The organism is Streptomyces malachitofuscus, from assembly GCF_055571035.1.
In genome coordinates, this window is sequence record NZ_JBVIGA010000004.1 from 34,968 (window position 1) to 55,207 (window position 20,240).

Consider the following 20,240-nt stretch of genomic DNA (forward strand, 5'->3'; position numbering starts at 1 on the left):
CTCCTTGCGGGGGTGGTACGGGGGAGGTTCAGACGAGGGACCCGTAGAGGCCGGGGCGGCGGTCCCGCAGATACGGGTTGTTCTCGCGGGAGGCGGCGAGGAAAACGGGATCGGCGTCGGCGAGAACGAGTTCCTCGGTGCGCCCGGCCCGGGTGCGGGCGACTCCGTCGGGGGCGGCCAGCGTCGACAGCCCGACGAACTCGAACTCGCCCTCCTGGCCGACCCGGTTGACGTACGCGATGTACATCTGGTTCTCGAACGCCCGCACCGGCACGACGGCTTCGGCGACGAACTGGAACGGGTGGAGCTGCGCCGTGGGCACCAGCAGAAGGTCGGTCCCGGCGAGCGCGTGGGCGCGCACGTTCTCCGGGAACTCGACGTCGTAGCAGATCATGAGGCCGATGGTGAGCCCGTCGAGCTCGGCCTTCACGACGGCCTGCTCGCCCGGGGTGAAGTGGTCCCGCTCGAAGCAGCCGTAGAGGTGGGTCTTGCGGTAGTTGGCGAGGCGGGTGCCGTCCGCGGAGACGAGCTGGACGGAGTTGTACACCGTGTCGCCGTCGCGCTCCGGGTAGCCGTAGGCGACGGCGAGCCCGTGCCGGGCGGCGGTCTCCCCGATCGCGTCGGCGGCGTCGCCGTCGGCGGGCTCGGCGAGCCGGCCGAGATCGTCGCCGATCGCGTACCCGGTCAGGAACAGTTCCGGGGTGACGAGCAGCCCGGCGCCCGCGGCGGCCGCGCGGCCGGCTGCGTCGTCGAGGACCTTGAGGTTCTCGGCGACGGATCCGGGCCGGCCGGAGCTCTGGAGCAGGGCGGTACGCATGCGTGTTCCTCACCGGTACGCGGGGGTTCTGGGGGCCAGATAGACGGTACGGTCGGGCGGCTCGGGGGGACAAGGAGAAGCCGTTGCGTGCTGGTGAGGGGTTTGTTGCGTGGGGGGTGGGGTTGGCGGCGATTCGTTGCACGGGGTGGTGCGGGTCACCGGCGGGTGGCGCGGACCCGGGGTGGATGTGGCACCCGGCGTGGGTGCCGGCCGGGGGTGGGTTGCGCAGCCCGGCGCCCACGGGGTGCCTCCCCCACTCTCGGCTGCGCTCGAGCGGGAGGTACCCCCATCGCCCACCCGTGCCGCCCCAGCGGCACGACTGCCCGCGGGAACGCGGGAGGGGACGGGGTGGGGGTGTTCGCCCGCAGTGGCTGGCGCGTCCGCGCCGCCCACTCCCACCAACATGCTCAGTCGCGCCAGTCCGAGGGCGGACACCCCCGCCCCGGCCCCGCACCCCCACCCACCGTGGGCGCTACGCGCACCCCCACCGGAGGGAAAGCGGGCCCGCAGGCATCACGCCCGCGGCTTGGCGGACCCGGCGAGCAGCAGCGCCGCCGTCACCAGGTACGGCACCGCGAGCACCGCGAAGGCCGTGCTGTGCGCGTGCCCCGAGGCGATCAGCGCGTAGGCACCGAAGGCACCGACCGTCGCCAGCTCCGTGCCCAGCCCCGCGACCGAGGTCAGCGTCGCCCGACCGGAGTCGTCGATGCGCCGCTGCAGCCGGGCGTCGGCCAGCACGGTCGCCGCCTGGAACCCGCCGAAGGCGAGAGCGACGAGGACCAGCCCCCACGGAGTACCGTCGGCCGCACCGAGGACCAGCGCCAGACCCGCACCGGCCAGCAGCGCGGCGAGACCACGCCGGCCGAGCCGCTCGCCCTCACCGGCCAGCAGGCTCCCGGCCGTGGCCCCGGTCCAGATCAGCAACAGCAGGTACGGCACCGACCCGTCGCCGACCCCCGTGTCGCGGACCAGCAGCGGCGTGTACTCGTCGAGTGCGCCCCACACCGCGCTCACGGCCGCGACCAGCAGCAGCGCCCCCCGCACGGACCGGTCGGCGCGCGCCTCCGCGAACCCGGCGCGCAGGGTCCCGGTCCAGGACCCGTGCCCGTCGGCGGGAGTACGGTGCTCCGGGAACCGGAACGCCGTGGCGGCCGTCAGCAGACACACCAGCACGCTCGCGGCGCCGACGGCGGCGTGCCCGCCCCGGGCGAGCACGGGACCGGCGAGTCCCATCGCCGCCATCACGGCGACCAGACCGGCGGCCCGGGCCCGTCCCATGATCCGGGCGTAGCTCCGGGCCGCGTCGAGCCGTTCCAGCTCGTCGTAGACCAGCGCCTCCAGCGCGCCGGAGCCGAGCGCACCGCCGGCGCCCCACAGCACGAAGCCGAGGGCGAAGGCGCCGTACGACGGAACCAGCACCCACAGGGCGAAGCCGGCCGCGGTCAGCAGCGGGCCGAGCCACAGCAGCAGCCGGCGCGAGACCGTGTCGGCCCAGGCCCCGGAGGGGACCTCCAGCAGCACGCCGGTGACCGACCAGAGGGCGAACAGGGAGGAGATCTGCCAGACGGACAGCCCGGTGTCGCTGAACAGCAGCGCGTACACCGGGTACAGCAGAACGAATTCTTCAAGGAACGAGTAGCCGTACAGCGTGGTCGTCAGCCGTCGCACGCGGACGTCGGAGGCACGCGTGGGCGTGAGAGTCATGAGGCCTTCCCGAAAGGGCGGTTCGGACACCGGACGTGGAGGACGTACGGCGTCCGAGGCGGCCCTCGGGCGGCGCGACTGGTGGATCAATGTCGCCAGGTCATGACACCCATGCTAAACCGCCCACCACCCACCCCGCCCAGCATTTCCAGCTGACCCACCGCTCACCGTCCCCGCGCAGAAATCGCGGGCGGCAGCACCACGTCACCGCTGCGCTTCAGACGCTGCCAGGGCAGCCGGTAGCCGTTGACCGCGGTGAGGCAGGCCTGGAGAAGCACGAGGTACATGAGCTGGCGGTAGACGATCTGCTGCAGCGGGAGCGCCCACAGCGGCCGGAGGCTCTCCCCGTCGAGGCGGAAGGCGTAGGCCGCGCAGAGGGTCTGCACGGCCAGCACGCCGGTCCAGGCGAGCATCGTGATGAGCGGGTCGCCGAACAGCAGGCCGTAGACGGTCAGCAGGTCGATGAGCGGGGCGAGGAGCGGGGTGAGGATCTGGAACACGGCCAGCAGCGGCAGGCCGAGGCGCCCGAAGTGCCCCGCGTGGCCGCGCTCGACCAGCGCGTGCCGGTGTTTCCAGGCGGCCTGCATGGTGCCATAGCTCCATCGGTAGCGCTGTCGCCACAGTTGCCGCAGCGAGGCCGGCACCTCGGTCCAGGCGAGGGCGTCCTCGGCATAGCGGACCTGCCACCCGGCCCGGTGCAGGGCCATGGTGATGTCGGTGTCCTCGGCGAGGGTGTCGCCGCTCATCGTCCCGGCGTCCCGCAGGGCCGTGACGCGAAAGGCACCCACGGCGCCGGGGATCGTGGGCATGCAGCGCAGCAGGTCGTACATGCGGCGGTCGAGGTTGAAGCCCATGACGTACTCGATGTGCTGCCAACGCCCGAGCAGCCCGCGGCGGTTGCCGACCTTGGCGTTGCCCGCGGTGGCGCCGACGGCCGGGTCGGTGAAGGGCTGGACGAGGCGTCGCACGGTCGAGGGGGCGAAGACCGTGTCCGCGTCGAGCATGACGACGAGGTCGTGGGAGGCCCACTGGACGCCGGTGTTGAGGGCGGAGGCCTTGCCGCGGTTCGGCTGCCGCACGACGGTGACCGTGTCGAGTCCGAGCGACTCGGCGATGTCGGCGGTGCCGTCGTCCGAGCCGTCGTCCACGACGATGATCTCGACGGGGTGGTCGCCGGCCGCGAGAGAACGGAGGGTCTTGGCGATGCACAGGCTCTCGTTGTGCGCGGGTACGACGACGCTGACCGGGCGTGTCACGGATGCACCCGGGTACGCCGGCGGCCGCCGGCGGGCGTGGTGGCGGGCGAGGACCAGCAGCAGCGCGCACCGTCCGAGGACGAGGATGCCGACGGTCAGCAGCAGCACGCCGAGGACGGCCATCGCCGCCCCGGACACGCTCACGGCGGCCACGAAGACGCGCCCCTTCCACAGGGTGCCGGTGTCGACGCGGCTGGTGAGGCTGTCGGTGCCGAGGACGTCGGCGAGGGTGGTGAAGCGGTAGCCCTCGGCCTGGAGCCTGGGGATCAGGATGTCGAGGGCAGCGACGGTCTGGGACCGGTCCCCTCCCGCGTCGTGCAGGAGGACGATCGTGCCGCGGCCCGGCGCGCTCGGGGTGGCCGCGTCCGCGATCGCGCGGGCCCCCGGGCGCTGCCAGTCCTTGGTGTCCTGGTCGATGAAGGCGAGGATGTAGCCCTTGTCGCCCAGGTGCCGTGCGGCGGACCAGTCCGCCCCGTCCAGGGCGGAGGTGGTGGAGGAGTAGGGCATGCGCAGGAGCGAGCTGTTGACGCCCGCGGCCCCGGCGAGGGCGAGCTGGGTCAGCGCCAGCTCGCGGTCGATGTCGCTCTCGGACCGGGTGGACAGGTCCCGGTGGGAGAAGGTGTGCACGCCGATCTCGTGACCGGAGCGGATGACGTCGCGCAGGATCCCGGGGTGGTGGACCACCTGCTGTCCGGTGACGAAGAAGGTGCCGGGTGTGCCGTGCCGGTCGAGGACGGCCCGGATGCGTGGCGTCCATACGGGGTCGGGGCCGTCGTCGAAGGTGAGGACCACGGTCCGGTCGGGCGCGCGGTAGGTGTTGAGGCGGTCGCGGGTGGTGTCCAGGACCGGGCCGCCGTCGGTGACGGCGCGGGGCACCCCGGCGGTGGGCTGCCCGGCGGTGGGCTGCCCGGTGCGCCCCTCCTGATCGCCGGAGAAGGTGCGGGTCGTGTACCCCTGGGCCAGCAGCACGGAGAGGACGAAGGCCAGGAGGAGGAGCGGAACGACGACGCGGAAGCGGTGGCGGGAGGGCAGGGGCGCCCGGTCCCGTCGTGGTCCGAGGGCCGTCGGTGGGGGGTGGACCGGCGAGTGGGGACGCCTGCCCATCACGTCGCCGGCGGGGCCTCGGGGGCGGGCGGATCATCTGTCCCCGCAGGCGGATCATCCGGGGACGACGGAGGCGCCGGGTCGTCGCCAGTGCCGGGCGGTGGCGCGTCGGGCTCGTCCGGAGACGGTGCGTCGGGCTCATCCGGAGCGGGCGCGTCGGGCTCATCCGGAGCGGGCGCGTCGGGCTCATCCGGAGCGGGCGCGTCGGGCTCATCCGGAGCGGGCGCGTCGGGCTCGTCCGTAGACGGCGCGTCGGGCTCATCCGAAGACGGCGCATCCCCCGCAGGAGGAGATCCCGGTCCCGCCGGATCCGACGGCACCGGATCACCGGGGGCGAGAGGAGCCGCCGGGCCGAGGACCGAGCCCCCGGACGACGTGGACGGCGGAACCAGCAAGGCCCCCGGACCCACGGCCGTCCCGGCGTCTCCGGCAGCGATCCGCCCGGGGTCGAGAACGCCGCTGGGCGGCAGGGTCTCCTCGCCCGGGCCCTCCCGCTCCGGCACCGCAGGGGCCGTGGCCTCTCCGGGCAGGGGCGGCAGCAGGGCGCCCGGCGCGAAGGGCGTCGCCCCCATGAGGCTCAGCGCCAGAACGGCCAGATACGCGGCCGCCGTTCCGGCCACGCCGTACCCGGTGCGCCGGAGGATCCGCGCGCGCCTGCCGGTGGAGTCGACGAACACGGGGAGGTTCGGATCAGCCGACGAACCGACCCCGTTGTGTCCGGAATCATCCTGATTCCGCATGAGGCCAGCGTAACGCCGCGTACGCCGGTACGGCCCTGCCTACGTGGGTGACCCCGAGGAGAACCGCCGCAGCAGCGGGGACAGCACCAGCACCGACTTGGTCCGCTCGACGAACGGCTCGCCCGCGATGCGCTCCAGGACCCGCTCGAAGTGCCGCATGTCGGAGGCGAAGACCTGGGCGACCGCGTCCGCGTCGCCGGTGACGGTGGAGGCGGCGACGACCTCCTGGTAGCGCTCCAGTCCCCGCTGGATGGTCTCCGGTGACGTGTTGCTGCGGCAGTAGATCTCGACGAACCCCTCCGTCTCCCAGCCGAGGGCCGCGGGATCCACCCGTACGGTGAATCCGGTGATGGCCCCGGTGGCGCGCAGCCGGTCCACCCGCCGCTTCACGGCGGGCGCGGACAGGCCGACGAGCTGGCCGATGTCCGCGTAGGAGCGGCGGGCGTCCTCGGCCAGGGCGTGCACGATGCGTTCGTCGAGATCGTTCAGCACTGCGGGTGGTTCACTTCGCTTCTGATGTGGCCGGTGCGGCGGCGAGCCGGGAACGGCGATAGCCGTACAGGAAGTAGAACACGAGCCCGACGGCCATCCAGACACCGAAGACCACCCAGGTGACGGTGGACAGGCTGCCCATCATCCACACGCAGAACGCGAAGCCGACCGCGGGCAGCACCGGCGACAGCGGCACCCGGAAGGTGCGGGGCATGTCCGGACGGGTCCGGCGCAGCACCACGACGGCCACGTTGACCAGCGCGAAGGCGAACAGCGTGCCGATGCTGGTGGCGTCGGCGAGCTGGCCGAGCGGGATGGCCGCGGCGAGCACGCCGCAGAAGACGGAGACGATCAGGGTGTTGGTGCGGGGCGTGCCGGTCTTCGGGCTGACCTTGGCGAACGCCTTGGGCACGAGCCCGTCCCGGGACATGGCGAACAGGATGCGGGTCTGGCCGTAGAGGACGGTCAGGACGACGCTCGCGATGGCGATGACGGCGCAGAACGCCAGCAGGGTGCCCCAGAAGGTCTGGCCGGTGACCTCGCTCATGATCTGCGCGAGCGCGGCCTCCGAGTCGGTGAACTGCTGCCAGGGCTTGGCGCCCACGGCGACGGCGGCGACCAGGACGTACAGCGCGGTGATGATGGCGAGCGACAGCAGGATGGCGCGGGGCAGGTCGCGCTGGGCGTTCTTCGCCTCCTCGCCGGCGGTGGAGGCGGCGTCGAAACCGATGTACGAGAAGAAGAGGGTGGCTCCCGCGGCGCTCACGCCGGCCATGCCGAGCGGCATGAAGTTCTCGTAGTTGCCGGAGCGGAAGCCCTGGACGCCGATGGCGCAGAACAGCACCAGGGCGCCGATCTTCACGACGACCATGATGGTGTTGGCGCGGGCGGACTCGCGGGCGCCGCCCATCAGGAACGCCATGGCGAGCAGGACGACGATCAGCGCGGGCAGGTTGAAGACGCCGCCGTCGCCGGGCGGGGCGGAGAGGGCGGCCGGGATGGTGACGCCGATGGTGCCGTCGAGCAGTTCGTTGAGGTACTCGCCCCAGCCGACGGCGACGGCGGCCACCGACACGCCGTACTCCAGCATCAGGCACCAGCCGCAGACCCAGGCGATCAGCTCGCCCATCGTTGCGTACGCATACGAGTAGGAGGAACCGGAGACCGGGATGGTGCCCGCCAGTTCGGCATAGGAGAGGGCGGAGAAGAGGGCCGTCAGGCCGGCTATGACGAAGGACAGCGTGACGGCCGGCCCGGCCTTGGGGACGGCCTCGCCGAGCACGACGAAGATGCCGGTGCCGAGGGTGGCACCGATGCTGATCATGGTCAGCTGCCACAGCCCCAGGGAGCGGCGCAGCGAGCCGCCCTCGCCCTGGCCACCCTCGGCGACCAGGCGTTCCACGGGCTTGCGGCGCATGAGGCGCGCGCCGACCCCCGGGGACTGCGGGGCGGCGGGACTTCCGTTGTGCGGGGGTGCGCCTTGGTCGAGCACGCGCTGACTCCTTCGTCGCTGCCGGTCTTCCGCGGCAGGGACCGACGGCGTCCCGCGACAGCCGGGACCCGTCGAGCGGGGTCCCCGCCGCACCACGTACAGCGCGTAACCCTACGAGGTTTGCCGTTGCTCCTGAAATGCAGCAACCTTGCGCACCTCCGCAAGATCATTGCGTTACCGGCGGGGACGCGTGTCTTCGTTGCGCGAGGGCTTTCGTCCGTTGCATCCCCCACCGTCCCGGGGCGGGATCGGTGGGGGCGGCGGTGGACGGTGGCCGTCAGCTCCAGCTGGCGTGGAGGGGCTTGCCCTCGGCGTAGCCGGCGGCGCTCTGGATGCCCACGACGGCCTTCTCGGTGAACTCCTCCAGCGAGCCGGCACCGGCGTAGGTGCAGGAGGAGCGGACGCCCGCGATGATCGAGTCGATCAGGTCCTCCACGCCGGGGCGGTCCAGGTCGAGGAACATCCGGGAGGTGGAGATGCCCTCCTCGAACAGCGCCTTGCGGGCGCGGTCGTAGGCGGACTCCTCGGAGGTGCGGTTGCGCACGGCACGTGCGGAGGCCATGCCGAAGGACTCCTTGTAGGGGCGGCCGTCGGCGTCGTGCTGGAGGTCGCCCGGGGACTCGTAGGTCCCGGCGAACCAGGAGCCGATCATCACGTTGGACGCACCGGCCGCGAGCGCCATCGCGACGTCGCGCGGGTGCCGGACACCGCCGTCGGCCCAGACGTGCTTGCCGTACTTCCTCGCCTCGGCGGCGCACTCCAGGACGGCGGAGAACTGCGGCCGGCCGACGCCGGTCATCATGCGGGTGGTGCACATGGCTCCGGGGCCGACACCGACCTTGACGATGTCCGCGCCGGCCTCGATCAGATCGCGGACGCCCTCGGCGGAGACGATGTTGCCGGCGACGACGGGGACCTGCGGGTCGAGTCCGCGCACCAGCTTGACCGCGCTGATCATCGACTCCTGGTGGCCGTGTGCCGTGTCGATGACGAGCGCGTCCACGCCCGCCTCGAGCAGCTGCTTCGCCTTGCCCGCCACGTCGCCGTTGATGCCGACGGCGGCGGCGATGCGGAGCCTGCCCTGCGCGTCGGTGGCCGGGGTGTACAGGGTGGCGCGCAGGGCGCCCTTGCGGGTGAGGATGCCGGCCAGGCGGCCGTCCCGGTCCACGGCGGGCGCGTAGCGCCGGTTGGCGGCGTCGAGGGTGTTGAAGGCCTCCCGCGGGTCCATGTCGGCGTCGATGAGGATGAGGTCCTTGGACATGACCTCCTCGAGCTGGGTGAAGCGGTCCACGCCGGAGAGGTCGGCGTCGGTGACCACGCCGACCGGCCGGTGTCCGTCGTCGACGACGACGCCCGCGTTGTGGGCGCGCTTGGGCAGCAGGGCGAGCGCGTCGGCGACGGTCTGGTGCGGTGCCAGCACGATCGGGGTGTCCAGGACCAGGTGGCGGCCCTTCACCCAGGAGACGACCTCGGTCACGACCTCGATCGGGATGTCCTGCGGTATGACGACGAGCCCGCCGCGGCGCGCCACGGTCTCGGCCATGCGACGGCCTGCGATGGCGGTCATGTTGGCGACGACGAGCGGGATGGTGGTGCCCGTGCCGTCCGGGGAGCTGAGGTCCACGCCCTGCCGCGAGCCGACCGCGGAGCGGCTCGGCACCATGAAGACGTCGTCGTACGTCAGGTCGTACGCGGGCTGGATGTCGTTGAGGAAACGCACGTGCTGCACATCCCAGTCGATCAGAGGTGGCCCCCGGACAGGTCAGCCAGGGGGAAGAGCACGTACTTCATTGTCCCATGTCGACCGGAACGCCATCCCCGGGAGCATCGTCCAAGCCGGTCGGAGCCCTGCTCGGAGAATCCTCCTAGAGCCGCCGCGCGGAAGGGGACAGGGCCCGTCCCGGCACCGTCACCGGTGCCGGGACGGGCCCTGTCCGCACGCGTCGGCCGCCGTCAGGCGCCGTCGGGGTCCGCGCGGTTGAGGGCGGAGCGCGGGGTCGGCCCCGCCGTCATCAGGTAGTCCGCGGCCGACGTGTCCGTCACCAGACTGGTGACGAGACCGGAGCGCAGTACGGCGTCGATCGCGGGCCCCTTGCGCTGTCCGCCGGCGATCGCGACGACCTCGGGGACCCGGCGGAGCTGGTCCGTCTTCACGGTGATGCACCGCTCTCCGAGGTCCCGGCCGACCCGGCGTCCCTCGGCGTCGAAGAGGTGCGCGGACATCTCCGCGGCGACGCCGAGGGAGGCGTAGTGCGCCCGCTCCTCGTCGCTGAGCATGTCGTGCACGGTCGAGATGCCCGGCTCCCAGGAGCCGATGGAGACACAGGCGACCGTGACCTTGTCGAAGTACTCGAAGGCCCGCGCGATCCCGGTCTGGTGGCGCAGCGCCTCCGCGGTGGCCGCGTCGGGCAGCAGCATCGGCGCGTAGATGGGGTGGGCGTCGCCGCCCGACACCTGCGCGGCGCGCCGCACCGCCTCCACCGAGCCGCGCTCGGCGGTCCCGGCGTCGTACACACCCGTCAGCTGCACGACGGTGCAGGGCGGCAGCCGGTCCAGGGCCGCCGCCATGTGGATGGTGGACCGGCCCCAGGCCAGACCCAGCACATCTCCTTCGTTGACCAGCTCGCCGAGCAGGTCGGCGGCCACCTCTCCCAGGTTCTCGGGGTCGGGCGTCTCCTCGGCCTCGGCCGGGGACTCGACCACGACGGCGTGCCTGAGCCCGTAGCGGGCGCGGAGCGCGTCGGAGCGCTCGGCGTCCAGCTCGGCCGGCACACGGATCTCGATCCGTACGAGATCCCGCTCGAGGGCGGTCTCCAGGACCCGGGCCACCTTGAAGCGGCTGACGCCGAACTCCTCGGCGATCTGGATCTTGGACTTGCCCTCGAGGTAGAAGCGGCGGGCCATGGCCGCCGCCTGCACCAGCTCAGCGGGTCCCATCCGCATGGCTGACCGGCCCGCCGACATACCCGACACGGCGATCTCCTCACTGCTGTTCACACTCTGGATTCGCCGTTCATCCTTGCAGATCCGGCGCGGTCGATCAGCCCTGCCGGGCGCCGTTCATGTTCCTGACGCTCAGTGGTCGCATGCCCACGATGCCTTGGCCGTCGCGGCCTCCGCCTGGTTGCGCAATGCACGTACCGCCTCTGCCGGGTCCGATGCCCCGTACACGGCGGAACCCGCGACGAAGACATCGGCGCCGGCGTCCGCGCACCGCTCGATGGTGGAGGCCGAGACACCGCCGTCGACCTGGAGCCAGAGCTCCAGCCCGTGCTTGCGGATCAGCTCACGGGTGCGGCGGATCTTCGGCAGCATGATGTCGAGGAACGCCTGCCCGCCGAAGCCGGGTTCAACCGTCATGATCAGCAGCATGTCCAGCTCGGGCAGCAGATCCTCGTACGGCTCGATGGGGGTGGCCGGCCGCAGCGCCATGGAGGCGCGGGCGCCCTTGGCCCGGATCTCCCGGGCGAGCCGCACGGGCGCGGTGGCCGCCTCGACGTGGAAGGTGACGGAGCCGGCCCCGGCCTCCACGTACTGGGGCGCCCACCGGTCGGGGGCCTCGATCATCAGATGGCAGTCCAGCGGGGTGTCGGTCGCACGGGCCAGCGACTCCACGACCGGCACGCCGAGCGTGAGGTTCGGGACGAAGTGGTTGTCCATGACGTCGACGTGGAGCCAGTCGGCTCCCTCGACCGCCTTCGCCTCGTCCGCGAGGCGGGCGAAGTCGGCGGACAGGATGCTGGGGCTGATCTGCGGGGCCATGTACCAAGACTGTCATGTCCCGCGGGGGTTGCCCGCACCGGTCCACGTGCCGGACCCCACCGCGGACGGCCACGTCCACACGACGGACCCGCACCCCGGCCGGTTCCCACCCCGGAACGCCCCTCCTGTCCCCGGCCTCGCCGGGCAGGTACCGGCCGATCCACCCAGCCCGTCACGCCGAACAGCCGTCGCCCGGCAGGAGACACCTGCCCCGGGCACACGGCAGACGCCGCCCCGTGCGGCCGCCCGATCCCGCCCTGCCCGGGGCAGGCCGATCATGCCCGGCGCGTCGGGCCGGTCGCGCCGGGCGGGTCGTCAGCCGGTGCGGCGGATGAGGGCCAGGTACATCGCGTCGGTTCCGTGCAGGTGGGGCCAGAGCTGGACGTCGGGGCCCTCGCCCAGGTCCGGCACGCCGGGCAGCAGCGGCCGGGCGTCGATCAGGTCGGCGGCCGGGAACTGCTTGAGGAGGTCGGCGACCACGGCCCGGGTCTCCGCGAGGTGCGGCGAACAGGTGGCGTAGCCGACGACACCGCCGACCCGCACGGACTCCAGGGCGGTGCGCAGCAGTCCTCGCTGGAGGGGTGCGAAGCCGTCCAGGTCCTCCGGGCGGCGCCGCCAGCGGGCCTCGGGCCGTCGCCGCAGGGCGCCAAGACCGGTGCACGGCACGTCGACCAGCACGCGGTCGAAGCTTCCGGGGCGCCACGCGGGGCGTGTCCCGTCGGCGGCGACGACCTGGTACGGCCCGGGGTTCCGGGCGAGTGCCTTCGCCACCAGCCCGGCCCGGTGCGGCTGCTTCTCGGAGGCCAGCAGCACGGCGCCCCGCTCGGCGGCGAGCGCCCCGAGCAGTGCGGCCTTGCCGCCGGGCCCGGCACACCCGTCGAGCCACAGCCGGTCACGGCCCTCGACGGGGGCGTCGGCGAGCGCGAGGGCGACCAGCTGACTGCCCTCGTCCTGGACACCGGCCCGGCCCTCGGCCACGGCCGGGACGGCGCCCGGCTCCCCGCCCTCGGTCAGCCGCACCGCGTGGGGCGACCAGCGGCCGGGAACGGCGGCCTCCTCGTCGAGCAGTTCGGTCGTCGTCGCCAGGCCGGGGCGGGCGACGAGCGTCACCTCGGGCCGTTCGTTGTCCGCCCGCAGCAGCTCCTCGATGCCGGCACGGTCACCGCCCAGGGAGTCCCACAGCGCGGAGACGACCCACCGGGGGTGCGAGTGCACGACCGCGAGGTGGTCCTCGGGATCCTCGTCGTAGGGCGGCGCGACCCGCTCCAGCCAGCCGTCGAGATCGTCCTGCGCGATCCTGCGCAGCACCGCGTTGACGAACTTGGCCCGTCCGTCGCCGAGCACCACCCGGGCCAGTTCCACGGTGGCGGACACCGCGGCGTGCGTCGGGATCCGCGTGCCGAGCAGCTGGTGCGCGCCGAGGCCGAGCACGTCCAGCACCGGCGGGTCCACGTCGCGCAGCGGCCGGTCGACACAGACCGCGATGACCGCGTCGTACGTCCCCTGGCGGCGCAGGGTGCCGTACACCAGCTCGGTGGCGAGGGCGGCGTCCCTGGCGTCGAAGTCGCCGCCCTCACGCGCCTTGCGCAGCAGCGGGGGCAGGACGAGGTTGGCGTACGCGTCCCTCTCGTCCACGGCCCGCAGGGCCTCGAAGGCGAGGATGCGGACGGGGTCCTTCTTGGGCCGGCGGTAGGGCTTGGCGGGCTTGCGGGGCCGACGGGGCTGGTCGCTCACGAAAAAGGTGCTCCGGAGGTGAGGTGAAGTGCGCGGTCCAGCCTACGTCGTGGCGATCGCCGCGGCGTCAGGCGCCGACGGTCTCCCCGGCGGTGATCCGCGCCCCGCGCGCCCAGTCCGCCGCCCGCATCGGCTTCTTGCCCTGCGCCTGAACCCACAGCAGTTCGACGGCGTACGAGGCGGTGCCCACGTACACGTTGTTCTTGCCGACGGACAGCTGCCCCGGCGCGAGCTCGGTCATGTCCGGTACGGGCGCGGCCTGGACGATCTTCAGCCGCTCGCCCCGGAAGGTGGTCCACGCACCGGGCGCGGGCGTGCAGCCGCGCACCACCCGGTCCACGCGCAGCGCCGGGGTGTCCCAGTCGACGCGGGCGTCCTCGACGGTGACCTTGGGGGCCAGGCTGACGCCCTCGGCGGGCTGCGGTACGGCCTTCAGGGTGCCGTCCTCGAGGCCGTCCATGGTCGCGGCGAGCAGGCCGGCGCCGGCGAAGGCGAGCCGGGTGAGCAGGTCGCCGCTGGTGTCGGTGGGGCGGATCTCCTCGGTGACGGTGCCGTAGACGGGTCCGGAGTCGAGGCCCTCCTCGATGAGGAAGGTGGCGGCGCCGGTGATCTCGTCGCCGGCCATGATGGCGTGCTGCACGGGCGCGGCGCCGCGCCAGGCGGGCAGCAGCGAGAAGTGCAGGTTGACCCAGCCCCGGGCCGGGATGTCGAGGGCGGCCCGGGGCAGCAGGGCGCCATAGGCCACGACGGGGCAGCAGTCCGGCGCGATCTCCTTGAGCCGCTCGAGGAAGGCGGGGTCCTTGGGCCTGACCGGCTTCAGCACCTCGATCCCGGCCTCCTCCGCCCGCTCGGCGACGGGAGAGGCGACCATCCTGCGCCCGCGTCCGGCGGGCGCGTCGGGCCGTGTGACGACGGCCGCCACCTCGTGCCGCCCGGAGGCGAGAAGAGCGTCCAGGGAGGGAACGGCGACCTCGGGGGTACCGGCGAAGACGAGCTTCATGGGGTGCGTAGGGCCTCTCGGGCGGGGGCGTCCAGGGACAGCGCACCAGTCTATGGGCCGGGGCCGCACCCCCACACGGGGACGGCCGCCGACGGCGAGGAACCCGAACGGCGAACGCCGGGGCACATCTGCGCGGGGGCGTACGCATATGCCGCCACGCCCCCACCCCGTGACCCGTGGCGCGCCCACGCGTTGGTCAAGAAAGAGTTGACCACGGGCCCCGAAACGGGCTCATTCCTTTCAACGCCGGTTCGAGAGGCTTGTTCATGGCCGACCACGCAACCCACGACGCCCAGGCTCGGGCCAGCCTGCACTTGCTGGTGCGGGACATCGAGCGGGTCCGCCGGCAGGTGGACGCACTGCGCACCCTCACCGCCCAGCTGGGCAACGTCTACCGCCCGCGGCGCTCCGGCCCCTCCACGGGCTTCGTCGTCTACGGACGCGCCCCCGCCCCGACGGTCCGTCTCGCCCAGGAGCTGCGGGACAGTGTCGAGACCCTGGTCACCGCCGCCGTGGACTTCGACCGCTCGCTGGGCTTCTCGTGGGACGCGGTGGGCTCCGCGCTCGGAGTCACCAAGCAGGCGGTGCACCGCCGTTACGGCGCCCGTCGTGCGGCCGCCGCCCAGACGTCGGCCGCCACCGCAACCGCCGAAGCCGAGTGCACGCCGGAGTCGTCGGGCACCCGCACGGTCAATGTGGGTGCCGGTGTCACCACGGTGCCGACGGTCCCCGCCGCCCGCTCCATGCCGACCCAGCCCACGGCCGGCAGCCCGTCCCTGCGCGACGAGTCCCGCCCCGCGGTCTTCCCCGCTCCCCGCAACGGCTGAACCGCCGCCCCTTTCCCGCCCTCCCGGACGCACCGCCCGGGAGGGCGGGGCGCGTCCGCCCCCGGGACGGTGAGCGCGGTTCAGCCGATGTCGAGCGGGTCGATCCGGACCCATACGGGGGTGCCGCCGCCCCGGGCCATGCGGGCCGCCTGCGCCGCCTTGAGCGCTGCGGCCAGCGCGGCGCCGTGGCCGGGGGGCACCCGGATCAGTGCCCGGTCCCAGTGCTCCCCGGGCGGGGGTGCGCCCGGGCGTCGCGGGCGGCCCGCCGCGGTGACCGGCAGGGGTACCGGGCCGAGGATCTCCGCCCGCGCCGGCAATTCGACCGTTTGAAGGAACTCCGTCACCGCCTCGCCCGGCCCCGACACCGCTGCCATCCGCGACACCGGTGGGAAGCCCAATTCCCCCCGCTCGGCCAGTTCCCGCACCGCGTGCCCGACCGGGTCCCACCGCACCAGCGCCTGCACCGGCCGCAGCGTCGGCTCCGCGACCACCACGACCGTGCCCCCCGCCGACTGGGGACGGACCAGCGCCGCGGCGCCGATCCAGCGGCGCAGCGCGTCCTCCCCGGACCGCAGATCGGGCCGGCCCAGCATCGCCCACCCGTCCAGCAACAGCGCCGCGGCGTACCCGTCCTCGGCCACCGGCTCCGCCCCGGGTGTGCTGACCACCAGCGCGGGCGCCCCCGGCACCGTGTCCAGCACGTGCTCGCGGCCCGAGGTCCGCACCGGAACGGCCGGGAAGGCCCGGCCCAGCTCCTCGGCGGTGCGGCGCGCCCCCACGACCTGGGCCCGCAGCCGGAAACCGCCGCACTCGGGACAGTGCCAGCCGTTCTCCTCGCGGCCGCACCATCCGCACAGCAGATCGTCGGATCCCCGCGCCTCCAGCGGCCCGGAGCAGTGCCGGCAGCGCGCCGGGGCGCGGCAGTGGGCACACGCCATCCGCGGCACGTATCCCCGCCGGGGAACCTGGACGAGGACCGGTCCGTTCCGCAGTCCCTCCCGGACGGCCTGCCAGGCGAGCGTCGGCAGCCGGGCCGCGCGGGCCGCCTCGTCGCGCGCGAGGTCCTGGTCGCCCACGGTGCGCACCAGCGGCGCGGCCGCCCGTACCCGCTCCCGCCCCGCGACCAGCGGTCGTGCCCATCCGGTGTCCACCAGCTGGGCGGCCTCCACGGTGCAGCTCCAGCTGCCGAGCAGGAAGCCGCACTTGTCCTGCGCCGCCCTCAGCAGCAGCACCTCGCGGGCATGCGGTTGCGGGGCGTGCTGCTCGCTGTGGCTGTCGTCGCCGTCGTCCCAGACGGCGACCAGGCCGAGGTCGCGCACCGGCGCGAACATCGCCGCCCGCGTCCCGATGACGGCCCGCACGGATCCCCGCCGTACGGCGAGCCACTGCGCGTACCGCTTCTCGGGGCCGGCGTCGGCGGTGAGGACCGCGTGCCGCCCCTCCCCCAGCAATGCGGTGAGGGCGGCGTCCACGCGGGCGACGGTCCGTCCGTCGGGCAGGACGACCAGCGCGCCGCGTCCGGAGGCCAGGGTCGCCGCGACGGCCCGGGCGAGTTCCTCGCTCCACTGCGGGCCGGGCAGCGCGTTCCACACGGCCCTGGGGGCGCCGCCGGCGGCCAGTGACTCCAGGAAGGCGGGGCCCTGCTCGTACCGCTCCCAGGAGCCCGGTGCGGGCGCCGGGGGCGGGGGCTGAGGGGCGGGTGAGGACCGCTTCTCGGCGCGGGCGCTGCGCGGCGGCACGGCGAGTTGGAGCACGTCGGCGAGGCTGCCCGCGTACCGGTCGGCGACGGCGCGGGCGAGGGCCAGCAGTTCCTCGTCGAGCACCCGCTCGGGGGAGACGACCTGGGCCAGTGCCGCCAGGGGCCCGGCGTAGTCGGACTCGGCGAGCCGTTCGACGAGGAATCCGTCGATCAGCCCGCCGCCCTCGCGCCGGCCCTCGCGCACCCGGTGCCGGCCGGCGCCGAACCGCACCCGGACCCGGACGCCCGGCTGGGCGTCGGCGTCGAGCTCCTCGGGCACGGCGTAGTCGAAGTAGCGGTCGAGGTGGAGCACTCCCTTGTCGACCAGGACCCGGGCGACGGGCAGGTCCTTGGCGAGCGCGGCACCCCGCCAGGTGCGCGGCTTGGCCCGGGGCGCGGCGGCCTTGCGCACGCTCTCCCGGATGAGCGCGAGCTGCTCGGGCGGGGCGCTCTCCGCGCCGCCCTCCGCGGGTCCGTTGTCGCTGCTCACGCTTGCATTCTTACCAAACGCCACCGACAGCGGCGCCGGGCCCGAGATCGGTCTCGGGTACGGAGATACGCCCGAAGGCGCTTCTGCCTTGGGCCGCTCGGCCATACCGGTCCGGGACCGGCAGCAGGATTCGAACCTGCGAGGGTCGTCACCCGGAAGGATCCGTGCCCTTCGCACCGGGCCGCGGCGCCGCCGCACTGCGAGGGTAGGGCGCGGCCGTGCGGCGCCGCACCGGAATATGCGGCGTGCCCGGTACGCGCCGATGCCCGGCGCCCCCTGGGGAGGGGGTGCCGGGCATCGGGAGGGGCGGCGTGGGTTACAGCCCCGCGGCCTTGCGCAGGGCGTCGACGCGGTCGGTGCGCTCCCAGGTGAAGTCGGGCAGCTCACGGCCGAAGTGGCCGTAGGCGGCGGTCTGGGCGTAGATCGGGCGCAGCAGGTCCAGGTCGCGGATGATGGCGGCCGGACGCAGGTCGAAGACCTCGTCGATGGCCCGCTCGATCCTCTCCACGTCGACCTTGGCGGTGCCGAAGGTCTCCACGAACAGGCCGACCGGCTCGGCCTTGCCGATCGCGTAGGCCACCTGCACCTCGCAGCGGGCGGCGAGACCCGCGGCGACGACGTTCTTGGCGACCCAGCGCATCGCGTACGCCGCCGAGCGGTCCACCTTGGAGGGGTCCTTGCCGGAGAACGCGCCGCCGCCGTGGCGGGCCATACCGCCGTAGGTGTCGATGATGATCTTCCGGCCGGTCAGGCCCGCGTCACCCATCGGGCCGCCGATCTCGAACCGGCCGGTGGGGTTCACCAGCAGCCGGTACTTCTCGGTGTCCAGCTTGATGCCCTCGTCCAGGAGCGCCTTCAGCTCCGGCTCCACGACGAACTCTCGGATGTCGGGCGCGAGCAGCGACTCCAGGTCGATGTCGCTCGCGTGCTGCGAGGAGACGACCACGGTGTCCAGGCGGACGGCCTTGTCGCCGTCGTACTCGATGGTGACCTGGGTCTTGCCGTCGGGGCGCAGGTAGGGGATGGTCCCGTTCTTGCGCACGTCGGACAGGCGCTTCGACAGCCGGTGCGCGAGGAAGACCGGGAGCGGCATCAACGTCGGCGTCTCGTCCGTCGCGTAGCCGAACATCAGGCCCTGGTCACCGGCGCCCTGCCGGTCCAGTTCGTCGTCGTCACCCTCGACGCGGGCCTCGTAGGCGGCGTCGACGCCCTGCGCGATGTCCGGGGACTGCGCGCCGATCGACACCGACACGCCGCAGGAGGCGCCGTCGAAGCCCTTCTTCGAGGAGTCGTAGCCGATCTCAAGGATCTTGTTGCGCACCAGCGTCGCGATGTCCGCGTACGTCTTGGTGGTGACCTCGCCGGCCACGTGCACCAGGCCGGTGGTGATCAGGGTCTCGACGGCGACCCGGGAGGCCGGGTCCTCGCGGAGCAGCGCGTCGAGGATGGTGTCGCTGATCTGGTCAGCGATCTTGTCGGGGTGACCCTCGGTCACGGACTCCGAGGTGAACAGACGACGGGACACAACGCTCCCTGGGGTTGCAGCGGCTGCTGGCTGATCATTGGCGGACGGCGGGGGCTGCACCCGACGCCGTCCGTGGAACAGTTTATCGGTCGCGCTTCGCCACGGGTCCCCCTGTCTCGTCTCGCGAGAGCGCTGTGACCTGCGGCACGGGCATTCTCTCCGGGCCGGGCCAGGTTCGCCAGAGGCGCCACACCCTCGCGGGCGAAGGTTTGCGGAGCCGCAGGCGACTGAATCACTCATCCAAGCCGGTCGGCCACCAGGTCCCAGACGGTTTCGGCCAGGGTCTCCTTCGGGCCGTGCGCGACGGGGGTCTCGCTGCCGTCCGCGCCCAGTACCACTGCCTCGCTCTCGTCCGCGCCGAAGGTCTTGCTCTCCCCCACCTCGTTCACCACGAGCAGATCGCAGCCCTTGCGCTTCAGCTTGGCGCGACCGTTGGCGAGCACGTCGTCGGTCTCCGCGGCGAAGCCCACGATCACCTGTCCGGGCCGCGCCCGGTCGCCGGAGATCTCGGCGAGGATGTCCGGATTCCGCACCAGGGTGATGGGCTCCGGTTCCCGGTCGTCCTTCTTCTTGATCTTCCCCGTCGCGTAGGCCGCCGGGCGGAAGTCGGCGACGGCCGCGGCCATGACCACCACGTCCGCGTCGACGGCGGTGGTGAGGACGGCCTCGCGCAGCTCGACTGCCGTGCCGACGGCGACGACGTCCACCCCGGCGGGGTCGGGCAGTGCGGTGTTGGCCGCGATCAGCGTCACACGGGCGCCCCGGGCGGCGGCGGTGCGGGCGAGGGCGTATCCCTGCTTGCCGGAGGAGCGGTTGCCGAGGAAGCGGACCGGGTCGAGGGGCTCGCGGGTGCCTCCGGCGCTGACGACGACGTGCCGGCCCTTGAGGTCGGGTTCGGTGACCCCGCGGGCCAGCACCCGACGGCAGACCTCGAAGATCTCCCCCGGGTCGGGCAGCCGGCCCTTGCCCGTGTCGACGCCGGTGAGACGTCCGACGGCCGGTTCGACGACGACGGCGCCCCGGGCGCGCAGCGTCGCCACGTTGTCCTGGGTGGCCGGGTGCTCCCACATCTCCGTGTGCATGGCGGGGGCGAAGACCACCGGGCAGCGGGCGGTGAGCAGGGTGTTGGTGAGGAGGTCGTCGGCCAGCCCGTGGGCGGCCTTGGCCAGCATGTCGGCCGTGGCCGGGGCGACGACCACCAGGTCGGCGTGCTGCCCGATGCGGACGTGCGGCACCTCGTGGACGTCGTCCCAGACCTCGGTGGAGACCGGGTTGCCGGAGAGGGCGGACCAGGTGGCGGCGCCGACGAAGTGCAGGGCCGAGGCGGTGGGGACGACCCGCACGTCGTGCCCCGACTCGGTCAGCCGCCTGAGCAGCTCACAGGCCTTGTACGCGGCGATACCGCCACTGACCCCCAGAACGACCTTGGGCTTGTCCACCGTCTCTCCCCGGACCTCGGAAACGTGCAACCAACCCCCATGAGACACCACAGGCCCGGCAGGTGTACTGCCGGGCCTGTGGAAAAGTCAGCTGCAAGCTGTTGGTACGACGAACTGACC

Annotated in this window: 15 protein-coding genes; 1 reads left to right on the forward strand and 14 read right to left on the reverse strand. The window is 73.3% G+C overall.

Annotation, left to right across the window (positions count from 1 at the left end; all coding sequences use genetic code 11):
- Window positions 1-28: 28 nt before the first annotated feature.
- The 11 genes from ACZ44S_RS06830 to fmt form a co-directional block, all read right to left on the reverse strand.
- Window positions 29-817 (reverse strand): carbon-nitrogen hydrolase family protein, encoded by a 789-nt coding sequence (locus ACZ44S_RS06830; RefSeq protein ID WP_466925271.1) that lies wholly within the window; start codon window positions 815-817, stop codon window positions 29-31.
- 513 nt (window positions 818-1,330) lie between these two features.
- Window positions 1,331-2,521, reverse strand: coding sequence for an MFS transporter (locus tag ACZ44S_RS06835; RefSeq protein WP_466925273.1), 1,191 nt, complete (start codon window positions 2,519-2,521; stop codon window positions 1,331-1,333).
- Window positions 2,522-2,685: 164 nt separating this feature from the next.
- Window positions 2,686-4,881 (reverse strand): bifunctional polysaccharide deacetylase/glycosyltransferase family 2 protein, encoded by a 2,196-nt coding sequence (locus ACZ44S_RS06840; RefSeq protein ID WP_466925275.1) that lies wholly within the window; start codon window positions 4,879-4,881, stop codon window positions 2,686-2,688.
- Window positions 4,881-5,621 carry a hypothetical protein gene (locus ACZ44S_RS06845; protein WP_466925278.1) on the reverse strand — a complete coding sequence of 247 codons (741 nt, stop codon included), beginning with the start codon at window positions 5,619-5,621 and terminating at the stop codon, window positions 4,881-4,883. The genes ACZ44S_RS06840 and ACZ44S_RS06845 overlap by 1 nt, the downstream gene beginning before the upstream one ends.
- A gap of 39 nt (window positions 5,622-5,660) precedes the next feature.
- Complete coding sequence (locus tag ACZ44S_RS06850) at window positions 5,661-6,113, reverse strand: Lrp/AsnC family transcriptional regulator (RefSeq protein WP_033275118.1); 453 nt, start codon at window positions 6,111-6,113, stop codon at window positions 5,661-5,663.
- A gap of 10 nt (window positions 6,114-6,123) precedes the next feature.
- Window positions 6,124-7,605: an amino acid permease gene (locus tag ACZ44S_RS06855; protein WP_466925280.1), complete on the reverse strand. Its 1,482-nt coding sequence runs from the start codon at window positions 7,603-7,605 to the stop codon at window positions 6,124-6,126.
- 277 nt (window positions 7,606-7,882) lie between these two features.
- On the reverse strand, window positions 7,883-9,325 hold the full coding sequence (locus ACZ44S_RS06860) for a GuaB1 family IMP dehydrogenase-related protein (protein WP_466925955.1): 1,443 nt from the start codon (window positions 9,323-9,325) through the stop codon (window positions 7,883-7,885).
- 233 nt (window positions 9,326-9,558) lie between these two features.
- Window positions 9,559-10,602 carry a sugar-binding domain-containing protein gene (locus ACZ44S_RS06865; protein WP_190166983.1) on the reverse strand — a complete coding sequence of 348 codons (1,044 nt, stop codon included), beginning with the start codon at window positions 10,600-10,602 and terminating at the stop codon, window positions 9,559-9,561.
- Between the two features lie 78 nt (window positions 10,603-10,680).
- Window positions 10,681-11,367 (reverse strand): ribulose-phosphate 3-epimerase, encoded by a 687-nt coding sequence (gene rpe / locus ACZ44S_RS06870; protein ID WP_466925284.1) that lies wholly within the window; start codon window positions 11,365-11,367, stop codon window positions 10,681-10,683.
- 315 nt (window positions 11,368-11,682) lie between these two features.
- Complete coding sequence (locus ACZ44S_RS06875) at window positions 11,683-13,101, reverse strand: RsmB/NOP family class I SAM-dependent RNA methyltransferase (protein ID WP_466925286.1); 1,419 nt, start codon at window positions 13,099-13,101, stop codon at window positions 11,683-11,685.
- Between the two features lie 67 nt (window positions 13,102-13,168).
- Window positions 13,169-14,101, reverse strand: a complete 933-nt coding sequence (fmt, locus tag ACZ44S_RS06880; RefSeq protein ID WP_466925289.1) for a methionyl-tRNA formyltransferase — start codon at window positions 14,099-14,101, stop codon at window positions 13,169-13,171.
- Between the two features lie 266 nt (window positions 14,102-14,367).
- On the opposite strand from fmt, the gene ACZ44S_RS06885 reads away from it, so the two are divergent.
- A complete protein-coding gene (locus ACZ44S_RS06885; RefSeq protein WP_466925292.1) occupies window positions 14,368-14,928 on the forward strand; it encodes a hypothetical protein in 561 nt (186 codons plus the stop codon).
- Between the two features lie 80 nt (window positions 14,929-15,008).
- On the opposite strand, the gene ACZ44S_RS06890 is transcribed toward ACZ44S_RS06885, so the two are convergent.
- The 3 genes from ACZ44S_RS06890 to coaBC all read right to left on the reverse strand — a co-directional run bounded on the left by ACZ44S_RS06890 (window position 15,009) and on the right by coaBC (window position 20,120).
- Window positions 15,009-17,156, reverse strand: a complete 2,148-nt coding sequence (locus ACZ44S_RS06890) for a primosomal protein N' (protein WP_466925293.1) — start codon at window positions 17,154-17,156, stop codon at window positions 15,009-15,011.
- Between the two features lie 316 nt (window positions 17,157-17,472).
- Window positions 17,473-18,681 carry a methionine adenosyltransferase gene (gene metK / locus ACZ44S_RS06895; RefSeq protein WP_466925295.1) on the reverse strand — a complete coding sequence of 403 codons (1,209 nt, stop codon included), beginning with the start codon at window positions 18,679-18,681 and terminating at the stop codon, window positions 17,473-17,475.
- Window positions 18,682-18,917: 236 nt separating this feature from the next.
- The gene (gene coaBC, locus ACZ44S_RS06900) at window positions 18,918-20,120 is read right to left on the reverse strand and encodes a bifunctional phosphopantothenoylcysteine decarboxylase/phosphopantothenate--cysteine ligase CoaBC (protein WP_466925297.1); all 1,203 of its coding nucleotides are present in this window, start codon (window positions 20,118-20,120) and stop codon (window positions 18,918-18,920) included.
- Between the last annotated feature and the right edge of the window lie 120 nt (window positions 20,121-20,240).